We start from the raw sequence: 20,908 nt of genomic DNA, 5'->3' as shown, positions 1-20,908 counted from the left end.
TTGTGTTTTAATTTCTACAAATATTATCTACAAAAAAAAAGCTTCTAATTTTCCCTAAGGGTAACCTCAACCACATCTTTTCATGAACGTAATATAAAACAAATTTAGTGACAAACTCAACAGCAGCGACGTACATCGCTACCTGTCCAAAATCATTCAATATTATTCCTGAAATAACAAAGGTGCTTGCAGTAGCTAGCATTCGCCATGAAATAGATTTGTATAATATTTCTTTGCTTGATGTTGCTTGTTTACCAAGGTATAGTAACCAAATCCGCTCGTGAAAATAAAAGATCGCTAATTTAAATAAAAACTCTGATGCACCAATTTTAATAGCACCTTCGATACTACAGTTTCCTAATAAACAAGTCACAAGTAGAACAACTAAAATGGTATCTGTAGTGGCTAAAACACGCCAAGAAAACCCTTTTAAAACACTGCGTATGTGTGATGATTTTTTTAAAATTGCCATTATTTAATTTCTAGAGACTAAAAACCAAGGATTAAGTAGGCTTTCTTTGTTATATAAAAGTGGCTCTGTTGTTTCTTGCGAAATTACATCTATTCCCACAGCATTGCAAATTGCTTGTCCTGCTGCAGTGTCCCATTCCATAGTTGGTGCAAACCTTGGGTATACGTCTGCATTTCCCTCAGCCACTAAACAGAATTTTAGCGAGCTTCCTTTAGAAACTACCTCAACTACTTTACCTCTCTTTTTAGTAGCTTCAACAAATTCTAATGTCTCTTGACTCATATGAGAGCGACTGCCTACTATTTGAACAGTGTTAGATTCTTTTGTTTTAGGTTGTAAAAATGTTGCTGAATTTATAACCTCTTCTAAAGAAGCATCATGAGACTCTAGCTGCGTTTTAAACGCTTGGTTTGTATTTACATTTGCAACATAAATTGTTTTCGTTGCTGGTACATAAATAACCCCTATTTCTGGTTTGCCATTTGTTACTAATGCAATATTTACTGTAAACTCACCATTGCGCTTTATAAACTCTTTTGTGCCATCTACCGGGTCCACAATCCAACAGGTTTCCCAACACTTTCTTACTTGATAATCTGTTTGTTTATTTTCTTCAGAAATTACAGGAAACGCTGTGTTTACTAAATAAGAATTTATAATATCATTAGCTCTTTTGTCTGCTTCGGTTAATGGCGATTTATCCTCTTTTAGTTCAACATCGAAAGCGGTGTCATACAATTCCATGATCACTTTTCCCGCTTCTAAGCTTGCCATAATAGCTATTTTAAGATTATCATTTATCATTTTAAAAAAGGATGTTTAGTAAATTTATGTTTTACCAAGGGATGATAACCTCCTTTTAAAGGAAACAGCCCCGCATTGCGTATATCGTGAACTATTTACAAAGAAAGCAAAGGGCCTTTAAAACTATAGCCTATAATTGCGATAATTTTCAAGATATTTATTGTTCAAATGTATGTTTTAGCAATCACTTTTTTACAAAATGGATGGTATTCCCCGTTTAATCCTATAGGGGCTAGGTTTCTTATGGTAGATACTGTTTCGACCGAACTATAGGCCTCGCTTAGACCGAATCCATTTCCTTTTAAAATTTCTTCATAGCTTCTAGTGTGCAAATCTGCAAAGCCCCCACTAAATTCTATTTCTTCACCATCTACCACAATAGATCTGAAAGTGGTTTGCCCTGCTAACTTCACTTTGAGGGGTAAATAGTTTTGATTTACAGATAGAAACCATCGAACATTGGCATGTTTTAGTATCAAACCTCCAGCATTCGTATAGGGTGTTTTTAAATGAACCACATTTTCTATAACATCACCAAATATCCAGCAAAGCATGTCATAAAAATGAACGCCAATATTGGTAGCAATTCCTCCAGATTTAGACATATCTCCTTTCCAAGAAACAAAATACCATTTGCCTCTTGAAGTTAGGTATGTTAAATCTATATCATACACTTTTGATGGGTTCACTTTTAATTCATTTTGTACTTTTTGTTTCAAAGCAACCATTGAAGGATGCAATCGAAGCTGAAAAATATTATTTGTTTTTTTTCCCGTTTCTTTCTCAATTTCTTCTAATTGTTCAATATTCCAGGGATTCAAAACCAGCGGTTTTTCACAAATTACGTCAGCTCCACTTTTTAAAGCAAATCTTATATGTGAATCGTGCAGATAATTTGGTGAGCAAATCGAAATGAAATCAATTTTACAACCATTTTTTCTAGACCATTTATCAACAAATCTATCAAAGCGTTCAAATTCAGTAAAAAAATTAGCCTCCGGAAAGTTACTGTCCATAATACCTATTCCATCATATGGATCGAGAGCCGCAACGAGTGTATTACCAGTTTCTTTAATAGCTTTCATGTGTCTTGGAGCAATATATCCAGCAGCTCCTATTATTGCAAACTTTTTCATGTGCTTAAGTTTTATTTTTTAATGGTAATACTTCGATAAGCTCGGCAAACGCCTGCTGTTCGCCATTAATCATTCCCTTAGATGATAAAAACTTTAACATGCTCGTTTCATTTTTATCTACTTTATACGTTTTACGCTATCGTTCTCTAATAAATATTCTTGTGTACTTTCTTTACAAATAGCAATTCCCTGCTTATTAAATGCTAAGCGATGGCCATATTCACTTACCCAACCAATTTGTTTTGCGGGGTTACCTACAACCAAGGCGTAGGCTAACACTGTTTTAGTAACGACTGCACCCGCTCCAACAAAAGAAAATTCACCTAAGTTATGCCCGCAAACAATCGTTGCATTGGCCCCTATACTAGCTCCTTTCCCCACTTGCGTCTTAGCATATTGTCCTTTTCTTACGACAGCACTTCTGGGGTTTGTGATATTGGTAAAAACCATAGACGGACCTAAAAAAACATCCTCATCGCAAGTAACACCCTCATAAATAGAAACATTATTTTGAACTTTGACATTATTCCCCAAAATAACTCCTGGTGACACGACTACATTTTGACCAATGTTACAATTTTCTCCGATTTCACAATTATTCATTATATGACTAAAATGCCAAACTTTGGTATGATCACCTATAATGCAGCCTTCATCGATTACCGCTGTTTCGTGTGCAAAGTATTTCATTGTTTTTGGTTTTACGTTTTAAGTGATTAGTGATTAATGATTAATAGCTTACAAAATAAATTCTCATTTCACCACTGGCGATTTACGCCTTGCGAATCACGAATAACAAGCCATAATGTTTTATTGTGTAATTCTCTCAATATGACTTAAGGGTAAGGTGATTTCAGTAAGACTATTTAAGGCTTCTACTTTTACAATCACTCTGTGCTTACCACTATTTGATAAGTATACCGCAATTAAACCTTTAAAGGGACCTTGAATCACTTGCACTGGCTTTCCATTTTTTAGGTTAAAAGGCTGCAGTGCTTTTGTAGCATCACTACTATTGGTTATTATTTTTAAGTTGTTAATTTCAACATCTGTTACAATTGCAGGTTCTCCTAAATGTTTTAAAACCGCAACAACCCCCGGAATAGCATATATTGGAGCCAGTTCTTTTTTCTTGACTTTTACAAAAACGTAGGATTTTATAAGCGGGGTTTTTACTTTTTTATTTCTATCAGACCATTGCCTCATCTCTGTAATCAATGGAAGAAAACTTTCATACCCAGCATCCATTAATCTTTCGCAAACCTTTGCCTCAGATCTTGATTTTGTATAAATGGCAAACCATTGCTTTGGTTTTAAATTTTTCTTTAAAACATACATTGCCTAGGACTTATTATTCATTAAAATTGCTTTGACTATATGTAATTGAGCGAGTAAAGAATTCCATGGCTTCGCCGCTCTCAATCCCATATTATTAATGGTGGAAATATTTTATTTGAATATTCGTTTAGCGTCCTGTATTATATTAAATACATGGGAGTACAAACTAAAATTTTGGGGGATATTTTAATTGGAGGTAAAACTAAAGGTATCAAACTATAATACATTACGGGAAACCGTAATTACAAGTATTAAAAGGTGAATTTTGTTTGGTATTTTTTGGAATATACTGATTTTAAACAGTATACCACATATATCAAATATACAAAACAGTTTGAATATTTGATCAAAAACTAGGGGAATAATAATTATGCAAAACAACAAAAAAGAGTAGGAAAAGTTCATTTTTACGTGCTAAAAAAAAACGATCAACCTGTAACGCATTGCAAATCAATAAGATGCTAAGTAGGTTAAAAGGCTGCACTACTTTTGTAGCATCACTACGATTGGTTATTATTTTTAAGTTGTTAATTTCAACATCTGTTACAATTGCAGGTTCTCCTAAATGTTTTAAAACCGCAACAACCCCCGGAATAGCATATATTGGAGCCAGTTCTTTTTTCTTGACTTTTACAAAAACGTAGGATTTTATAAGCGGGGTTTTTACTTTTTTATTTCTATCAGACCATTGCCTCATCTCTGTAATCAATGGAAGAAAACTTTCATACATTACGGGAAACCGCAATCACAGGTATTAAAAGGTGAATTTTGTTTGGTATTTTTTGGAATGCAACTGATTTTAATCAAGATCTTGGAAATTGGGATGTTAGTATTGTAACTAAAATAGCTGGAATGCTTAGTGGAGCTAGCTCATTTAATCAAGATCTAGGCCGTTGGGATGTGAGTAATGCTACTAATATGGGGCATATGTTTAGCAATGCCTCTGCTTTTAATCAAGATTTAAGTAATTGGCAATTCAATGCTAATGTTCTTTTCGTAGATATCGTCAATCAGGATTTTATTGAAAATTCTGGCTTAGACATTAATAATTATGAGGACTTATTGGAATCATTCGTTCATCAAAATCTTATAAATAAAACTTTAATATCTAACGGTTTAACGTATTGTGATACTACCTATAGGGAAGATTGGATATATAATAAAGGTTGGACCATTACTGGAGTCTCCTATTCTCAGCCAAATATTGCAGCACCAATTGATGTAAGTATTCACCTTAGACCTGACATTGCTAATTATTGGTATGGAATTACAAACATTGAGTTTGCTGGCAGAAAAATTGAAAGTGTGAGAAAACTAAAAAGAACCCCTCCTCCTATTATTAAAATAGGGAAGCTGCAACGGGCAGGTGGATTGACGAAAATTGTGGGAGCGATAATAGTGTCGACAAAATAAAAATAAAAAAATAAAATTAATTCAAAAACAAAATATAATCAATATCTGATACGGTAAGCGTATCGTTCACGCTTTTTGTATTCTTGGATAATAAATCTTTCAAGGAATCTAACTCTGACCGATTGAATATCATCGATAGACCACTCTGTAATGTATTGATTACTATTTTTCGTTTTATAGGCATTGAATCATATTTCGTTTCCCAATATTCAATATCTATTTCTGAAACATACTCTTGAAAAGATAACATCTCTTTTTTAGTTAGTTCCAGATAGATGTTATTAAACGCCAAATGGTATACTTTACATCTCTTACAATAAGAAAGCTGACCATTACAATTTTTAGCGATAGTTTTTATTTGATGACACATTAATTTTCTTTTTAGTAGCAATCCATTAGGAGTTGCCCATTATTTTCAAAATCACTCAAAGGTTGTTGTAAATGAGTCGCTGTAATTCCCTCTAAAGTATCTAGCACAGCATACTGCATTGCCATGGAGCCGCACAACATAAAAACCCCACCGTTTTTGAGTGTTTTCGCTACTTCGGTTTGTTGGTCTAATAAAACATCTTGTACATATATTTTATCTTTTGTTTGTGATAATGCTAATTGGTAAGGAATTACTTGTTTTGGCAAAAGTTTACTTTCCAAAAACGGTCGATAACAATCAAAAGAAGCTTCTATTCTTCCTCCCCAGGTTAATTGCACAGGTGTTTTATGATTTTCATTGAGCATTCCTAAATAAGGAGCAATTCCGGTACCATTAGCAATGAGCCATACCGATGAAGCTTGTTTCGGAAAATGAAACTTCGCATTCTTTTCAATACGTGCCGAAATGGTATCGCCATTTTTTAAGGTACATAGATAGGTTGAGCAAATCCCTTTGGGATGCCATTTAATACTTAACAAAATATCACCATCTACTTTTGCCATTGAATATTGTCTAGCATAGGTATCTCCTGGTGGAATAATATGCAGTAAATCTCCCGATTGAAAATGGCCTTTCTTATTTGGTCGCAATCTAATAATCGCTGTATTGTCAACATTTAGAGATATTCGCTCTATCACTTTAAAAGACTGTTCTTTTTTAGTTTTATTTTTTCGATGAGGCAATGTAACTTTCAAGCGCATCCCTGTATCTTCGTTCCAAGTTTTTACCCAATTTAAAAAGGCAATTTCTGATTGGTCATTTATTTTAACTAATGGGTTTACTGGCTTAAAACTAGAATGACTGTGAAACAATGCATCCACTTTTATTGCGAAGCGACAGTACTGCGGGTATAGTCATCCATCCGGAAGACAGCACTTATCGAACCTAAAATCTCAGCCCCATATTATGGTTAATTCATTCATTTACAGAAGGTAAAGTTTATGCAAATAAAAAACGGACCAGTAGTAATACCGATCCGTCTTGCTTAGTAGCGGGAACTGGACTCGAACCAGTGACCTTCGGGTTATGAGCCCGACGAGCTACCTACTGCTCTATCCCGCGATGTTCGTTTGAAAACTCCAAACTTAACCCCAAACATTTCACTTTAGCTTTTAACTTTACGGTTCATAATGCCACCGAAATTATTGGATTGCAAAGATACAAACCCTTTTTACGCTTTGCAAGAACAAAATGATAAATATTTTAATTTTAAAATAGCATAAATAGTAAATTCTCTGCAGGTTAATATAAGTTATATAATTATTACTTCCGCAGCCTATCTTTAAGCTTTGCTCCTGTATTACAAATTACCTCTTACCATCAAGTTGTATGGCTTTAATTGCAGTAGTATATATCCTTTCGTTATTAAAGCGCTTGGGTCATTATCAACTGAAAATTTCTGTTAACCCTTATATTATTGGAGCCTTAAGCATGTTTATATATAGTTATATAGTGTGTATGTCCTTTATTCTGAATCTCATTCATTAACCCCTTACGTTTCTCCCTCACACGTGGTAACCATAGACGGTGTGACGGCAAAACACGAATGACATTAATAATTATTTAAAATAGAATACTATGTACGCACTTTTTTCACCACTTGTAGACTGGGGAATGCGCACTTTTCTAATAGGCATCTTTGCACTAGTATGCGTTATTCTCATCGCAGTTGTATATAGTCTTTCACAAAATAAGGACAGCACTAAAACACCTGATGAGGATGAAACGTTCCCTAAATATTTTTAGAAATATACTTTCTGAAAGGCCTATGCAGGGTATGTATAGTCCCTTGAAGCGCAGGAGCCATTTATAAATACACCTGCTTATCTTCTTCAGCAATCCAACTCATCGCCTCCAATCTATCTTCCGTTTTAAAACTTTTTATGGTTGTAGACAAGAAAATATTCTCCAGTTTACTGCACATTTGCAACCATTTTCTATCTGTAACAAGTACGACTTTACTGAACTCTCCGTGATGTTCTGTGTGAAACTTGATCCCTTTTAAGATGGCACCAAATGAAAATTTTTCTATATTATCGTCCTCTAGATATAGATTTACTTTTATAAATTCATTCATTTTATCAAGAATCACTATGTGTAGCTTTTCAATCGCTTTCACATCAATATCATCACTAATTATAAAACCTACTATGTGATCTGCAAACGTAAAAGATGACGACATAAAATTAAAATGTGTTGGTTAATTTTTTAAGATACAAAATTATTGCTCAATGCTCGCTACAGAAAATTGAGACAACACAGCATTATCGTAATTCACACTTAACTCCATTGGGTTACAACATACCTCACAGTCCTCCACATATGTTTGGTGGGACACAGAAGTATCCAGCAACATAGAGATTTCTTCCCAGCAATAAGGGCATTGAAAAAAATGTTCTTCCATAATAGTGTTTTATGTATTGTGTATTAAAAATAAAGCATTAAAAGGTGTTCATAGCTATAAACTTAGGAACGTTTAAACGCGGGTTTAAAAATCCACATTTAATAATTGCCCTGCCAGTTGAAGCACTTGCAACTCGGCTAGCTTTGCTTGATACTTGGCTAGATTTTTATTGGTCTCAGCATTGAGTAAATTTACCTGCGCCTGCCTTAATTCAACCGAAGATATTTGACCTAACTTATACTGTTCATTACTGCGATCAAAATTATTGACTGCGGTGACTACATTTTGTTCTAATAGTTCAAAAATTTGTACACGATTTAAATAATCGTCATTTGCGTTGAAAATATCACGTTGCACTTCTTTCTTAAATTGCTGCCGAGATACTTGTTGGTTTGTAATTGCAATCTTTGCATTTTTAACCGAAGTAATACCACTACCACCATCAAACAAACTCCACGATAAATTAACTCCTGCTGAAAAACCCAATGAAGTATTTGATGCTAAGAAATTAGTCGCTGGAAAAAGACCCTCGTTCCAACCATAACTCCCGGTTAAACCAACCGAAGGCAAGTAAACCGACTTACTAGCCTTATAATTGTATTCACTTATCGTTTGATTTTTATCAGCTTGCAGCAGGCGCACGTTATTTTTTTCAGCATCGTCCATATAGGTTTTTAAGATGAACTCTGGTAAAAAAACAACCGTGGTGTCAGCGGAAAAATTTCGTGACAGTTCAGTATTTGAAATAACATTTAAATCTCTTTTCGTATTGTTTAATTGCTGGCGTGAATTCATTAAATTAATGCTGTCAGTAACAATATCGACTTCTGCATTTAAGATATCTAGCTTATTATTTTGTCCATATTCAAAGGCATATTCGGCACGTTTGAGTCGTTTTTTTGTAGTGGCAAATGTTTCTTCTAAAACCGTTACATTTTCTGTGAGCCTAGCAACTTCATAATACACCGTAAATAATTGAAGTACGGTGGTTTCAATAGTTTGTCGTGCTTGCAGTTCAGATAAATTATACTGCTCTTTCAGGCTTTTATAGTCATAATACCTGCCCAAGCCATCAAAAAGCGTGTAGGCTAAGTTCAAGGATGCATTGAAACGGGTTGTTTCAGCACCATCTACTACATTGGTTTCACCGCTTTGAAAAGTCGCCTCTTGATCCTGCAAGTCATAATTAGCGGCAGCATTTCCTGTAAGCGATGGCAAATATCCAGAATTCAGCAAATCGCGGTTGTTATCTGCAATTTCTAAGTTGTTTTCAGCAATTGTAATCCCGAAGTTATTTTGTAATGTTTCCGCAATGGCAGCTTCTTTGGTCAACACATTTAATTCTTGCGCTGCCAAGCTTCCAAATACAAATATTGCTAGTATTGAAGCTTTAAAGTTTCTCATGGTGCTCTTCTTCTTTCTGTTCTTTAATAGCGCGTTCTACCTCCTCGTTAGTCACTGAGCTCCCTGTGTATAACCATTTTACTGTTTTCTTAGTTCTATTACCAAAGGATAAAAATATAGGCAATAGCACCAAGGTTAAGATGGTTGCAAAACCAATTCCGTAAGCAATAGAAATTGCCATTGGTTTTAAAAATTGTGCTTGTCTACTTTCTTCAAAAATCAAAGGAGCTAATCCAGCAATGGTCGTAATTGATGTTAAAAAGATAGCTCTAAAACGCGAGCGGCCGGCTTCAAAAACAGCATCGTCAAACTTCATCCCTTCTCTTAAATTTTGATTGAATTTACCAATAAATACCAATCCATCATTTACCATAATCCCAATGAGTGCAATAACACCCAACATAGAAAGAATGTTTATTGGAAAATTATGAATCCAATGTCCCCAAGCAACGGCTGGCAAACTAAACGGGACCAAAAGCAACAATAAAAGCGGTTGGCTGTAACTTCTAAAAGTAAATGCTATAACCATATATATAAGCCCCAAAACGGTAAACCCTACAGGCCCTAAAGATGCTGTTAGTTTACCTGCTTCCCTATTTTGTCCTTCGTAAGATGGAGATACCGTGGGATATTTTGATAAAATATTAGGCATAATGTCTGATCGTAATTCCTCTAAAATATCGGTACCGCTCACCTCATTTGGATTTTGCAAATCAGCAGAAATTTGAATCTCTCTTCGTCCTTCTAGGTGATTGATAGCTACTTCTCCTCTGGCAATAGAATAGGTTGCAACTTCACTCAACGGAATCTTAGAACCATTGGGTGCAGAAATACGCATCGCATCTAAATCATTAATTGACGAACGGTTCTCTCTATCATAGCGCACCCAGACTTTAATTTCATCCTGCCCTCTTTGCAATCGTTGTACTTGTGTTCCAAAGAACCCTGAACGCACCTGTGTCATAACATCACGAAGATTAAGACCCAATAAATAAGCCTTCTCTTTTAATTCTAGTTTAATTTCTTTAATACCTGCGGGATCATTATCGGTTATGTCTTTGAGCCTTGCATCATTTTCCATGAAAGTCTTTAACTCTTTTTTTGCCGCTTTCAACTCGGTTATATTATTACCCAATAGGGAAACCGATACAGGGCTTCCTCCAAAATTTCCACCACCACCGTAAACCACACTTTCAGCCCCAATAACAGGCCCCATTTTTTCTCGAATGAGTTTTGTTACAACAGCACTACTAACAGCATCTGGGCGCTCTTCTCCTGGCAATAAGTTAATGGTTAGCGAAGCAGAAGAACTTCCTGTCCCAATATTTTTGATGATATTTTCAAAGAGCATTTTGTCTTGTCCTCCAAGGTATTCTTTGGACAATTCTATATTGGCTTCAAGTGCCTTTTCTTCGATTACTGAAATAATACTATCGGTAATTCCTGCGTTAGTTCCTCGGGGCATCTCTAGTGAGATATCAACTCGATCGCTTGCGATTCTTGGGAAGAATGCCGTTCGAATAATTCCGCCGCCAATACTACCTGTACTAATGATCATAATCGCAACAAAAATTAGAAAGACAAAGACCTTATTCTGAAGTGTAAATCGCAAAAAAGGGCCGTACATTTTATCTCGCAACCAGGCCATCATACGATCGCCGTAGTCATTGATAATTCTGAGTTTTGCAAAGACTTTTGCAAAACCTCTTTTTGGGGTATTGTTTTGTTTTCTAAGTGCTTTTGAATGCGCTAAATGGGCAGGCAAAATAATTAATGCTTCCACCAAAGAAACTGTCAAAGTCAAGATCACAATAACCGAAACCTCTGCAAAGTACTCTCCAATTCTCCCATCGAGAAACAAGAAAATACCGAAGGCTAAAATAGTAGTTACAATGGCAGACAGTATGGGAGGAAGAACTTCCATCGTACCATCAACTGCAGCTTGGATAGGTGTCTTGCCTTTTTCATAATGCTGATAAATATTTTCAGCAATTACAATCCCGTCATCCACCAGAATACCAATTACGATAATCATCCCAAACAGCGAAAGCACATTGATTGTAACATTAAAAAATCCAGCTATAGCAAACATTCCTAAAAATGCTATTGGCAAACCAAAGGCGACCCAAAATGCCAAGCGCGTATTAAGAAATACGGAAAGAAAAAGCAGCACGAGTAACATCCCGATGATCCCATTTTCGGCTAATAATGCAGTACGTTGTGTAAGTGTTGTCGATAAATCGCGCACCACACTTAATTGTACATTGGTATATTTTTGATTGTATTCGGCAATATATTCTTTCACCTTTTCAGCAGAAGAAATAAGATCCTCGCTATTGGTACTTGTGACAGTAATAATTACAGCAAGCTCACCATCAAAATAGGTTGCATTTGGCGTTTCAGCAAAACGATCTCTAATTATTGCTACATCATTTAACCTAACGGTGCGTCCACTTGCATCTGCTCTCACTATTGTATTTCCCAACTCATCCCCATAATAAGACCTGTTGTTAGCACGAATTAAATACTCCTCTGAGTCGGTTTTAATGGTACCTCCGGTTACTAATATATTCGCACCGTTTATTGCTTGAGAGACTTCTGCGAAACTAATATTATACGCTAACAAATCATTTTCCTGTACTGCAACTTCAATTTCTTCTTCGGGATATCCTTGTATTTGAATTTGTGAAATCCCGTCTAGACCTCGCAAATCATTTTCTACACTTCTCCCTATTTGCTTTAAGGTAGCCAACGAAATGTCTTCCCCACTAATCGAGAAACTTATCGTTTGTCTAATGGACTCTTGTTTAGAAACTACTAGTGGTTCCATTCCTACAGGAAATGAAGGGACACGATCTACCGCATTCTTGACTTCGAGCAACATAAAGTCAATGTCTTTCCCTTTTTCAATTTCTACATTGATGCTCCCACTGTTTTCTCCAGAGGTTGACGTAACTCGTTGAACACCATCTATTCCCTTTAAATTATCTTCAATTTTTAGTACGATTCCTTCTTCAACTTCTTGAGGTGAAGCACCAGGATAGGTAACGTTAATTGAAATATTCTTAGAATCAATTAGGGGGAAATATGAAGATTTTAAACTTAGCGCTCCCGCAATACCAAAAACAAAAAATGCCAACACAATAACATTTACCGCTACATGATACCTTATAAAATATTCTATGAGTTTACGCATATTACTCTGGCGCTTGTTTAGTTTGCGTAGCGGTTTCCACCTTTTCTTCGATTACTTTTACTAACATTCCTGCATAAGCCCCCGGAATACTTTTAGAAAGTATTTTGGTTCCATTTGGCACCCCTTTTAGGACTACTTCTTTGGATGAGAAATAAACAGGAGTCACATTTATAAGATCTAAAACAGTGTCTTTTACTACAAAAATTTGTGATTCGTCAATTAGTAATTTTCGAAGAATTTTAATTGCATCAACTTCATCACGAGCTTCTAATTGTGCTTCTAAGTACATGCCTTCTTTAAGTCCTTCGCCTTTAACCGCAGCAAATACTTTGACGGTTTGCGTTGCTTGATCAATACGAGCATTTATACGAGATACTTTACCCGTATACTCTTTAGCTGAATCAATTGAAGCGAACGTTACTTCTTCTCCTTCTTTTAGCAAATCACTAAACTCCTTTTCTACTGCTAGTGCTACTTCATACACAGTAGGATCTATAAATTCACCTAGTTTCTGACCCGTTCTAATTAATGTTCCTTTTGTCACCAATGCTTCTGTTAAAATACCATTGAAGGGTGCAGTAATTCTAAATTTACCCAAGCGTTGCTCTAAATTCTTAATATTGAAATACGAGGTTTGAACACCACGACCGGTAATAAAGTACTCTACATTTTCTGAGGTGATTTGAGGTGATTCTGGTAATAGTTTATCAACGTTAATTGATTTTAAATAACGTTCCCAAGCAGGAAATGATTCGGGATAATCCAATCTCAAATCGGGCATTAAGGAAGCAATCAAGTTTTTGAATTCACTTTTAGCCGCTTGAACAGAGGCATAATATTCCGCCGAATCTAAACTTAAAAGTATTTGACCCTTGCGGTATTCTTGACCCGCTTTAAAGTCGTGAGCACTGCTGCGGAAGACTCCTTGTGTTTCAGCAAATATTTCCAATCGATTTTTTGCAGTAAGCGTTCCATTCGCAGGAATAACGATAGGAACTGTGGCATTGGTAACCGTTTCAACAAAAACCGATTTTACTACTTTTTCAACTTTAGGTTTTGGTCTGTTTTTGTTAGCGATAATCATTTTCGCTCCAAAAAAAGCACCCACAACAAGCAATATTCCAATCCCTACAAGGATAATTTGACGCATCCAAAATGTATAATGGTGAATGCCCAAAAGTACAGATGTCAACCTATGTGTCGCGTTAAAGATTTCCTAAATATAAGTCTTAGGGAACTAAAGTTTCGAGTTGCATGGTAACCTCTTCCCAATCTTTCATCAATTTTGAAACTTTATCTTTCTTTGCCTGGTAGTTTTCAAAAAAATTTGGGGCAGCAATAGTTTCTTCATAACTAATCGCTAAGTCAACATCAATTACTTTAATTTCACGTTCCAGTTTATTGATATTAGCTTCGATTTTACTTAACCTATTGTTCAAGGATTTTTGTTTTTTCTGGTCTTCATAGGATTGTTTACCTCCTACTGGCAAAATTTTAGCTTCTTTAGCAACTACTGTTTTCTTTTCCGCCTCTCGCAAATTCTCAAGGTTTCGTTTCTCTAAAAAGTATTCGATATCACCCAAATACTCTCGAATGTTATGATCTTTAAATTCATATACTTTATTCGTGAGTCCTTGTAAAAAATCTCTGTCGTGTGAAACCAAAATTAAGGTTCCCTCAAAATTCCTAAGCGCATCTTTAAGTACGTTTTTAGATTTTATATCTAGGTGATTGGTAGGCTCATCCATAATCAAGACATTAAAAGGCTGCAACAATAATTTGGCCAATGCCAATCTATTGCGCTCTCCTCCTGAAAGTACACGCACATATTTGTCTGCCTCATCTCCTCTAAAGAGAAAAGAACCCAATATGTTGCGAACTAATGGCCTTGTCCTTTCGTCTGCAGCATCAATCATTGTTTCTTCTACGGTTTTGCTTCCGTCGAGATATTCTGCTTGATTCTGGGCAAAATATCCTATTTGAACATTGTGTCCTAAATCTATTTTTCCGTTGTAATCTACATCTCCCACAATCATTTTTGCAAGAGTCGATTTACCTTGTCCATTTTGACCAACAAAAGCCGTTTTACTATCGCGTTCTATTAATAAATCTACATTCTTTAATACTTCCTTTTCTCCATAGTTTTTTGATGCGTTCTCAGCAGTAATAACAACTTTTCCTGGTATTTGAGATATTGGAAATCGCAAACTCATCACACTATTATCGTCTTCGTCTACTTCGATACGATCTATGCGGTCCAGTTTTTTAATGAGCGATTGTGCCATGGTTGCCTTACTGGCCTTCGCCTTAAACTTAGAGATCAACTTCTCCGTATGTTCTATCTGTTTTTGCTGGTTTTTTTGAGATGCTAATTGTTGCTCTCTTAATTCCTGACGCAATACTAAATATTTAGAATATGGTTTTGGGTAGTCGTAAATTTTTCCCAGGGATATTTCTATGGTACGATTGGTAACATTATCTAAGAACATTTTATCGTGAGAGACTAAAACAACTGCCCCTATGTATGCTTTTAAAAACTCTTCCAACCAAAGAATAGATTCAATATCCAAGTGGTTTGTTGGCTCATCCAATAGCAAGATGTCGTTGTTTTGAAGGAGTAATTTAGCCAGTTCGATACGCATTCTCCAACCTCCAGAAAATGTTTCGGTTACTTTATTAAAATCTTCTCTTTGAAACCCCAAACCTTGTAGAATTCGTTCGGTTTCCCCTTGATAATTATAGCCTCCGTGAATTTCGTATTGTTCTTGCACCTCGTTTAAATCAATCATTATTTGATTGTACCCTTCGCTTTCATAGTCTGTTCTGGTAGTAAGCTGGGTATTAATTTCTTCGAGTTGCTTCTCTAATTTTTTAATCTCAGTAAAAGCTTCATATGATTCTTCTAAAACAGTACGGCCTTTTTTAAAATCTATGTCTTGCTTAAGAAAACCAATGGTAACTTCCTTATCCATGGCAATAGCGCCTTCATCATATTCCTGCTCTCCAGAGATTATTTTGAGGAGTGTAGATTTACCTGCCCCATTTTTACCAACAAGTCCAACACGTGTTCCTGCACCCAATTGAAAGGTGATTTTTTCAAATAGATACTCTCCTTGGAATGAAACCGAAAGGTTATGTATATTAAGCATAGTTTTTATTTATAGCAATCAGGAAATTATACCCCAATAAAGTTCGCAAAGATGCTTAATTTTACCACGGAAAAAAAATACCTTTGATTCAATCTACGCGTATTAGTTCGCTTTTCGATTTGAAAAGAAATATTCACTAAAATGATCTCCGCTCTTTCGGAAAGAACTTATGAAAGGAACAAAACTATATAGCATTTTTACTGGAGCTTGTCCAGTATGCCAAGAGACTTCTATGTATAAAACTAAGAATCCTTATAAGGTCAATGAGTTGTTTGAAATGCACGAACGCTGCTGCCATTGCAATACAAAATTTAAAATAGAACCTTCATTTTTCTTTGGCGCTATGTACGTTAGCTATGCGGTAGGGATTGCTTTTGCAACTGCTGTATTTACCATTTGCTATGGTATAATTGGTCTCGGACCGGTTGCTTCTTTTGTGGCAATCGCTATTGCTTTGGTTATTTTGCTGCCGATAATAGTACGCCTCTCCAGAAATATCTGGATCAATTTCTTTTTTAATTACGATAAGAAAAAAGTATAATTAGGTTTGGTTCCAGAATCTCTGAATGTTTATTTCAGAAGGCAAAGCAATACCATTTTCTAAATGTTGACATAGTTGCTGGGCAAGTAATGGCGCCATGCTTAAACCCCGCGTACCAAGCCCATTTAAAAATGCTATTTGTGAATGCTCTTTTGAAACCCCAACCAAGGGCTTTCTGTCTTTTACAGTGGGTCTGACTCCCGTAACTTGTCCAACAACTTCAAAAGGGCAAGATATCATCGATTTTATTTGTTCCACAATTTTAAGTGTAGCCTCCTTTGTTACGGTATCAGAAAAATCGTCCCGCCCATAAGTAGCACCCACTTTGTAGCAATCATTCCCTAATGGTATCAACATCGCAGATCCTTTTAAGATATGCTCACATTTTAGTTGTGGTGCTTTGATGATGACGTACTCGCCTTTATTTCCAACAAATACTTTATCATTATTGGGAGAAATAGAAATTTTAAAAAATGGATTGTTTTCTACTTTCGCTCCTTCGCAAAAAATGATTCTCTTGGCTGAAATATGTTTGTATTGACAGTGATCATTACTAAGAATAAGTTGATCGTGCTCAAATGCTCCATCAAGAATTGAATCCTCTTTTCTTAAATACTGCCCATACCAAATAACGAGCTCTTTAGGGTCTAATATAGAACCCGTTAGTACTTCTCCTAGACCAAAAGATGCTTTTATACTTGGATTTGTATTTAGCGTAATCTGGTTTGATAAGAATTTTTCAAGCTGTAATTTAGTACTTGCGACCATCCAATCATTTTGTTCCTCTGTAGATTTAAAAATCCGAAATATTGAAATATCCCTTATAACATCCTCCTTAAGCTTCTCTTGTAAATTTTTATAAAAACTAGTAGCGACTCCAAAAAATTGAGAAGCATTCCAAGCGGCAGTAAACCTTTTAAGCACTGTTGGGTTCAAAACACCCCCAGATGAACTTGTAGCACCCGCCTCCCTATTATTAATAACCATAACCGACTTGTTGTTGTCTAGGAGCGTTTGCGCCATACAAATACCCCCAATACCTAAACCAACAATAATATAATCCACTTGTTTAGTCATAGCACAAAGATACTACGAGATGACAAGCCCAAGAGGTATTAAAATCACAAAAAATAATTACAAATCGCAAAAAATTAAACCAAACCAGGCAAGCATGGCCATGAGCTGTAAACAAGCAAATAAAAATACAAAACCAAACTAGTTAGGAGAAAAGCGCACGGGAGGAATAAAAATTCAAACAGAACAAAACGAGGCAGAACATCGAAGTATTAAACTCCAAAAATCTAATAAATAAACGCTGAAAACCAAAATAGTATCCATAAAAAAAGTTCGCTATTGCTAGCGAACTTTTTTATTTAATAGATTAGAATTAGTAATTCCAAAGATCTATTTCAATATTCCGAATTTGATCTTTTATCCTATCAGATTCTAATAATTGCATAAGTGCATTGTCATTGATATATTCATTTACAGCTCTATCGCCTTGAACATTATCTTCTTTATAGATAACCCCGTTAAATCGTCTTGAGTTTAATAAATGATCAAATGTTATTGGCATTGAAGTATTCTTTCGGTTGAAAGCCTTTGCATTATGCAATACCTCTCTTGCTGCTGGGAAATACACCCAGAACAATTCTACTTTACTGTTAAAACCGTCGTCTTCAAAAGCTTTAGACCTTGCTTCACCAGCTACTGGACAAATACCTAACAATCGGTATTTTAATTCACCTTGTCGCTTGTCTATATACCAAAGTCCACGGATTCTCCACTCTTCAATATCTGCAGCGTCCAATGTAAACTCACGAATAAATTCTGCATCCACAAAACCTTCTGCATTAAATTGCTCAATTCCATAATCTGTGGTATCTCTATACACTAAAGAAGCATCCATATCATCTAATGATCTTTTTTCAGTAAAATAAGAATCCGCATACACCTCATCAATGTTACCATTTCGCATATTTTTTACCAACACGTCATATAGAGAGCGGCGTTCGCTTCCTATATTGTTGGTGTCAATAGGATAGTACAATGAAAAATTTACACGTTCGTCGAGATCAACAATTTCCCAAACGGCCTTTGACCACAGCACATCACGTTGGTCTATATAACCATATGGTAACGGTTCATCGTTATCATACGTAATTTGCTCCAATGTTTTTTGACCTATATCATCTGGTGTATCTGCATTCAAGATATTGAGTTGTGCAAAAGCACTTCCCATTCCTAGAATAACTGTTAATACACTTAAAATTACGTTTCTCAAATTCATTTATCTTATTTTAAAAACTTTACTAGTTTGTTAGTTCAATACAAATAGGAGAGATTTTCTTCAGTTTATATCCACTGTTTCCAGCTAAGTTTGCATTTATATCAAAGATTTGAACCGTCTCACCGCGCTTAGCTCTTCTCAAAGCTCCAGATGCTTCACTACTTAACTTTTTACCACTTACTTTTATTGTAGGTTGGCCAGAAACTTTGAAACTGAATCCAGTTACATTTAAATTAAGATCAAAATCAAAGTCTTGCAGTGCTGCCCCTATACTAGATTTTTCAAGTCCAGCACGTTGCATACGCACACAACCACCATCACCATCTTCTCCACGAATAGTTCCCGTAGGGCGGGGGATGTCTTTAATACGGAAGGTAGCACTATCATTAACTGGTTTACCATCAGGCAATTTAGCAGAAACATTAATCTTTACCTCGCGACCAGAGCCAGGGGTCATCATATAAGACGAACCTGAAACTCTATTTAAACCAGCTGCAGTGGCGACAATTTTCTCGCTTTCTATACCAGCAAAAGTAATAGTCATTGGATTAGATACACCGCGGTACACTACATTCATCTTATCTGCAGCAATGGTTGCAGAATTAGGCATACTTATGGTTGTAAAGCTTTTCTCTACAGGGACCACTATTTCTTCGCCATCTTGTAGGTAAATTAAATTTCCTGTGATTTTATGCTCTCCTACACCACCAGCACCCATTTTAAGGGCTACTCTACCACTACCACCAATAAATTCCCATTGGTCGTCACGAAGAGGTTTTCCGTCAATTTTAAGTGCTACTCTATCAGGCTTTGTCGTTTCATCAACACGCCCTAAACCTAAAATACCGTCAAAAGTATCACTTGTGTAATATGCACCCTTTGTGGTTGTCATAACAGTTTCATAATTTGCCTCAGAAATATTTGTAAGCGCTTTTAAATTTCCTGCAAGTAGTTTAGACAAATATTCATTTTCAACTGACTTTATATCATTTTGAGTCTGCGTCATTTTAGTTAACGAAGAAACTGACGGGAAACCTACATAGTGATAATTCATATAGTCTCTAGTCACTTTCTCTGGACCTTCTCCTTTTACAATAGGATCTGTTGAAAAATCAGACTTCAACTGAGCAGATAAAACTGGACTATTTTCCGATGTCAATGCAAGCATTCCATTACGGTATGTATCCATTTGAGCTAAATATACCTTCCCAGCCTCAGTTAATTTTCCTCCCTTGTAATAAAACTCATCTAAAAAACTAGACTGATCCATTGCTTCATAATCAAAAGGATTTTCTACTTCAGCTAATAGCAATTTCTTTTGTTCTTCTAAGAAATCATAATATGTTTTCGACAAGTCACTAGCCTCTTTAGCTATTGCAGCGGTCTGTTTTGCTTTTTCGTTCTCTGATGCTTTTTTTGATAAATCTGCTAAAGCCAATGTGTTTTTAGATTCAAAACTGTTGTTTGAACGCTCGAGTTTTTCATTGATCGATCCAAAAGCGGATAATACTTCTTTTGACATATTTAATGCCAACATCGCGATGAAAACCAAGTACATTAGGTTAATCATCTTTTGTCTTGCGGATTGTTCTCCTGAAGCCATTTTAATTTATTTTAAAATTAATATTTAGTTGAAAAACAATCTTAGTTTTTTCCCATTGCAGATAACATACCTCCGTAAACTCCATTAAGAGAAGAAAGGCTTGTCGTTAAGTGCTCCATTTGTGATTTTAATTGCTCCGCATTTTCTGCTACACGCTCATTCACTTCCGTTTGACGGCTTGTAGACTCAACCTGCACCTTATAAAGGCTATTTAAAGATTCCATTTGTGCTGCAGCCATTGCCATTTCCTCGCTATATTTCTTAGTAGAACTCATTGCTTCAGCAGTTGGCACCATTCCTTTAGCAGCACCTTCAAAAGATCTAATACTTGTAGAAAGGCTGGTGATTAACTCACTATCAATACGCGCATCTTTAAGCATTTCGTCTAATTTCTTAGACAATAATCCTTGTGCATCTTCTGGTTGCTTATTCCCTTTTAAATTTGAAGCACCTCCAGCTAATTCTGGATATACTAAAGACCAATCTAAATCATCATCTACTGGTTCAAACGCTGAAACAGCAAAAACACACGCTTCGGTTACAAGACCAATAATTAACATCAAGTCTCCATAAGGCCAGTGCATAATTTTAAATAATGCACCAATAATTACGATCGCTGCTCCAAGACCGTATACCATATTCATTAATTTTTTTCCAGTTTTAGACTGTGCCATAATAAGTTAGTTTTTAAGTTTAAGTTTAGTTTTAAGTTTAAGTTTTAACGATGT

The 20,908-nt window shown here is 35.7% G+C and carries 21 protein-coding genes and 1 tRNA gene; 3 read left to right on the top strand and 19 right to left on the bottom strand.

The window, feature by feature from the left end; all coding sequences use genetic code 11:
* Positions 1 to 7: 7 nt before the first annotated feature.
* From ABXT67_RS08545 to ABXT67_RS08520, 6 genes are all read right to left on the bottom strand, one after another.
* Positions 8 to 472: a DUF2061 domain-containing protein gene (locus tag ABXT67_RS08545; RefSeq protein ID WP_415376857.1), complete on the bottom strand. Its 465-nt coding sequence runs from the start codon at positions 470 to 472 to the stop codon at positions 8 to 10.
* 3 nt (positions 473 to 475) lie between these two features.
* Positions 476 to 1,273, bottom strand: coding sequence for a 3'(2'),5'-bisphosphate nucleotidase CysQ (cysQ, locus tag ABXT67_RS08540; protein WP_415376963.1), 798 nt, complete (start codon positions 1,271 to 1,273; stop codon positions 476 to 478).
* 167 nt (positions 1,274 to 1,440) lie between these two features.
* Positions 1,441 to 2,412 (bottom strand): Gfo/Idh/MocA family oxidoreductase, encoded by a 972-nt coding sequence (locus ABXT67_RS08535; protein ID WP_415376856.1) that lies wholly within the window; start codon positions 2,410 to 2,412, stop codon positions 1,441 to 1,443.
* 117 nt (positions 2,413 to 2,529) lie between these two features.
* Positions 2,530 to 3,102, bottom strand: a complete 573-nt coding sequence (locus ABXT67_RS08530) for an acyltransferase (protein WP_415376855.1) — start codon at positions 3,100 to 3,102, stop codon at positions 2,530 to 2,532.
* Positions 3,103 to 3,222: 120 nt separating this feature from the next.
* Positions 3,223 to 3,750 (bottom strand): UpxY family transcription antiterminator, encoded by a 528-nt coding sequence (locus tag ABXT67_RS08525; protein ID WP_415376854.1) that lies wholly within the window; start codon positions 3,748 to 3,750, stop codon positions 3,223 to 3,225.
* A gap of 346 nt (positions 3,751 to 4,096) precedes the next feature.
* A complete protein-coding gene (locus ABXT67_RS08520) occupies positions 4,097 to 4,480 on the bottom strand; it encodes a transcription termination/antitermination NusG family protein (RefSeq protein ID WP_415376962.1) in 384 nt (127 codons plus the stop codon).
* A 38-nt stretch (positions 4,481 to 4,518) separates the two neighbouring features.
* Between ABXT67_RS08520 and ABXT67_RS08515 the strand changes: the two genes are divergently transcribed.
* A complete protein-coding gene (locus ABXT67_RS08515; protein WP_415376853.1) occupies positions 4,519 to 5,163 on the top strand; it encodes a BspA family leucine-rich repeat surface protein in 645 nt (214 codons plus the stop codon).
* Between the two features lie 16 nt (positions 5,164 to 5,179).
* Here ABXT67_RS08515 and ABXT67_RS08510 read toward each other — a convergent pair whose 3' ends face one another.
* The 3 genes from ABXT67_RS08510 to ABXT67_RS08500 all read right to left on the bottom strand — a co-directional run bounded on the left by ABXT67_RS08510 (position 5,180) and on the right by ABXT67_RS08500 (position 6,655).
* Complete coding sequence (locus ABXT67_RS08510) at positions 5,180 to 5,533, bottom strand: DUF6686 family protein (protein WP_415376852.1); 354 nt, start codon at positions 5,531 to 5,533, stop codon at positions 5,180 to 5,182.
* Between the two features lie 11 nt (positions 5,534 to 5,544).
* Complete coding sequence (locus tag ABXT67_RS08505) at positions 5,545 to 6,414, bottom strand: hypothetical protein (RefSeq protein ID WP_415376851.1); 870 nt, start codon at positions 6,412 to 6,414, stop codon at positions 5,545 to 5,547.
* Between the two features lie 168 nt (positions 6,415 to 6,582).
* Positions 6,583 to 6,655: transfer RNA gene (locus ABXT67_RS08500), tRNA-Met, on the bottom strand.
* A 516-nt stretch (positions 6,656 to 7,171) separates the two neighbouring features.
* On the opposite strand from ABXT67_RS08500, the gene ABXT67_RS08495 reads away from it, so the two are divergent.
* A complete protein-coding gene (locus ABXT67_RS08495) occupies positions 7,172 to 7,339 on the top strand; it encodes a hypothetical protein (protein WP_415376850.1) in 168 nt (55 codons plus the stop codon).
* Positions 7,340 to 7,400: 61 nt separating this feature from the next.
* Here the strand turns inward: ABXT67_RS08495 and ABXT67_RS08490 are convergent, their stop codons facing one another.
* The 6 genes from ABXT67_RS08490 to abc-f all read right to left on the bottom strand — a co-directional run bounded on the left by ABXT67_RS08490 (position 7,401) and on the right by abc-f (position 15,746).
* A complete protein-coding gene (locus tag ABXT67_RS08490; RefSeq protein WP_415376849.1) occupies positions 7,401 to 7,775 on the bottom strand; it encodes an STAS/SEC14 domain-containing protein in 375 nt (124 codons plus the stop codon).
* Positions 7,776 to 7,814: 39 nt separating this feature from the next.
* Positions 7,815 to 7,997 carry a CPXCG motif-containing cysteine-rich protein gene (locus ABXT67_RS08485; RefSeq protein WP_415376848.1) on the bottom strand — a complete coding sequence of 61 codons (183 nt, stop codon included), beginning with the start codon at positions 7,995 to 7,997 and terminating at the stop codon, positions 7,815 to 7,817.
* Between the two features lie 84 nt (positions 7,998 to 8,081).
* The gene (locus ABXT67_RS08480) at positions 8,082 to 9,401 is read right to left on the bottom strand and encodes a TolC family protein (protein WP_415376847.1); all 1,320 of its coding nucleotides are present in this window, start codon (positions 9,399 to 9,401) and stop codon (positions 8,082 to 8,084) included.
* Positions 9,388 to 12,597, bottom strand: coding sequence for an efflux RND transporter permease subunit (locus tag ABXT67_RS08475; RefSeq protein WP_415376846.1), 3,210 nt, complete (start codon positions 12,595 to 12,597; stop codon positions 9,388 to 9,390). The genes ABXT67_RS08480 and ABXT67_RS08475 overlap by 14 nt, the downstream gene beginning before the upstream one ends.
* Position 12,598: 1 nt before the next feature.
* Complete coding sequence (locus ABXT67_RS08470; protein WP_415376845.1) at positions 12,599 to 13,747, bottom strand: efflux RND transporter periplasmic adaptor subunit; 1,149 nt, start codon at positions 13,745 to 13,747, stop codon at positions 12,599 to 12,601.
* Between the two features lie 79 nt (positions 13,748 to 13,826).
* Positions 13,827 to 15,746, bottom strand: coding sequence for a ribosomal protection-like ABC-F family protein (gene abc-f / locus ABXT67_RS08465; protein ID WP_415376844.1), 1,920 nt, complete (start codon positions 15,744 to 15,746; stop codon positions 13,827 to 13,829).
* A 169-nt stretch (positions 15,747 to 15,915) separates the two neighbouring features.
* On the opposite strand from abc-f, the gene ABXT67_RS08460 reads away from it, so the two are divergent.
* Positions 15,916 to 16,287 carry a DUF983 domain-containing protein gene (locus ABXT67_RS08460; RefSeq protein WP_415376843.1) on the top strand — a complete coding sequence of 124 codons (372 nt, stop codon included), beginning with the start codon at positions 15,916 to 15,918 and terminating at the stop codon, positions 16,285 to 16,287.
* Here ABXT67_RS08460 and ABXT67_RS08455 read toward each other — a convergent pair whose 3' ends face one another.
* The 4 genes from ABXT67_RS08455 to gldL all read right to left on the bottom strand — a co-directional run bounded on the left by ABXT67_RS08455 (position 16,288) and on the right by gldL (position 20,854).
* On the bottom strand, positions 16,288 to 17,364 hold the full coding sequence (locus tag ABXT67_RS08455) for an NAD(P)/FAD-dependent oxidoreductase (protein WP_415376841.1): 1,077 nt from the start codon (positions 17,362 to 17,364) through the stop codon (positions 16,288 to 16,290).
* A gap of 310 nt (positions 17,365 to 17,674) precedes the next feature.
* Positions 17,675 to 18,577 carry a gliding motility protein GldN gene (gldN, locus tag ABXT67_RS08450; RefSeq protein ID WP_415376840.1) on the bottom strand — a complete coding sequence of 301 codons (903 nt, stop codon included), beginning with the start codon at positions 18,575 to 18,577 and terminating at the stop codon, positions 17,675 to 17,677.
* A gap of 22 nt (positions 18,578 to 18,599) precedes the next feature.
* Positions 18,600 to 20,180 carry a gliding motility protein GldM gene (gldM, locus tag ABXT67_RS08445; protein ID WP_415376839.1) on the bottom strand — a complete coding sequence of 527 codons (1,581 nt, stop codon included), beginning with the start codon at positions 20,178 to 20,180 and terminating at the stop codon, positions 18,600 to 18,602.
* A gap of 41 nt (positions 20,181 to 20,221) precedes the next feature.
* Positions 20,222 to 20,854, bottom strand: a complete 633-nt coding sequence (gene gldL, locus ABXT67_RS08440) for a gliding motility protein GldL (protein ID WP_415376838.1) — start codon at positions 20,852 to 20,854, stop codon at positions 20,222 to 20,224.
* Positions 20,855 to 20,908 lie beyond the last annotated feature (54 nt).

It is taken from the genome of Patiriisocius sp. Uisw_017 (genome assembly GCF_047731265.1).
In the GTDB taxonomy this organism is placed as follows: domain Bacteria; phylum Bacteroidota; class Bacteroidia; order Flavobacteriales; family Flavobacteriaceae; genus Patiriisocius.
The sequence above is the reverse complement of the archived record's forward strand: the minus strand, read 5'-3'. Positions and strand labels throughout refer to the sequence as shown.

Coding starts and splice junctions, on each gene's coding strand:
- ABXT67_RS08545 (WP_415376857.1), bottom strand. CDS start 472: ATGGCAATTTTAAAAAAATCATCACACATACGCAGTGTTTTAAAAGGG.
- ABXT67_RS08535 (WP_415376856.1), bottom strand. CDS start 2,412: ATGAAAAAGTTTGCAATAATAGGAGCTGCTGGATATATTGCTCCAAGA.
- ABXT67_RS08530 (WP_415376855.1), bottom strand. CDS start 3,102: ATGAAATACTTTGCACACGAAACAGCGGTAATCGATGAAGGCTGCATT.
- ABXT67_RS08525 (WP_415376854.1), bottom strand. CDS start 3,750: ATGTATGTTTTAAAGAAAAATTTAAAACCAAAGCAATGGTTTGCCATT.
- ABXT67_RS08520 (WP_415376962.1), bottom strand. CDS start 4,480: ATGTATGAAAGTTTTCTTCCATTGATTACAGAGATGAGGCAATGGTCT.
- ABXT67_RS08510 (WP_415376852.1), bottom strand. CDS start 5,533: ATGTGTCATCAAATAAAAACTATCGCTAAAAATTGTAATGGTCAGCTT.
- ABXT67_RS08495 (WP_415376850.1), top strand. CDS start 7,172: ATGTACGCACTTTTTTCACCACTTGTAGACTGGGGAATGCGCACTTTT.
- ABXT67_RS08490 (WP_415376849.1), bottom strand. CDS start 7,775: ATGTCGTCATCTTTTACGTTTGCAGATCACATAGTAGGTTTTATAATT.
- ABXT67_RS08485 (WP_415376848.1), bottom strand. CDS start 7,997: ATGGAAGAACATTTTTTTCAATGCCCTTATTGCTGGGAAGAAATCTCT.
- ABXT67_RS08480 (WP_415376847.1), bottom strand. CDS start 9,401: ATGAGAAACTTTAAAGCTTCAATACTAGCAATATTTGTATTTGGAAGC.
- ABXT67_RS08475 (WP_415376846.1), bottom strand. CDS start 12,597: ATGCGTAAACTCATAGAATATTTTATAAGGTATCATGTAGCGGTAAAT.
- ABXT67_RS08470 (WP_415376845.1), bottom strand. CDS start 13,747: ATGCGTCAAATTATCCTTGTAGGGATTGGAATATTGCTTGTTGTGGGT.
- abc-f (WP_415376844.1), bottom strand. CDS start 15,746: ATGCTTAATATACATAACCTTTCGGTTTCATTCCAAGGAGAGTATCTA.
- ABXT67_RS08460 (WP_415376843.1), top strand. CDS start 15,916: ATGAAAGGAACAAAACTATATAGCATTTTTACTGGAGCTTGTCCAGTA.
- ABXT67_RS08455 (WP_415376841.1), bottom strand. CDS start 17,364: ATGACTAAACAAGTGGATTATATTATTGTTGGTTTAGGTATTGGGGGT.
- gldN (WP_415376840.1), bottom strand. CDS start 18,577: ATGAATTTGAGAAACGTAATTTTAAGTGTATTAACAGTTATTCTAGGA.
- gldM (WP_415376839.1), bottom strand. CDS start 20,180: ATGGCTTCAGGAGAACAATCCGCAAGACAAAAGATGATTAACCTAATG.
- gldL (WP_415376838.1), bottom strand. CDS start 20,854: ATGGCACAGTCTAAAACTGGAAAAAAATTAATGAATATGGTATACGGT.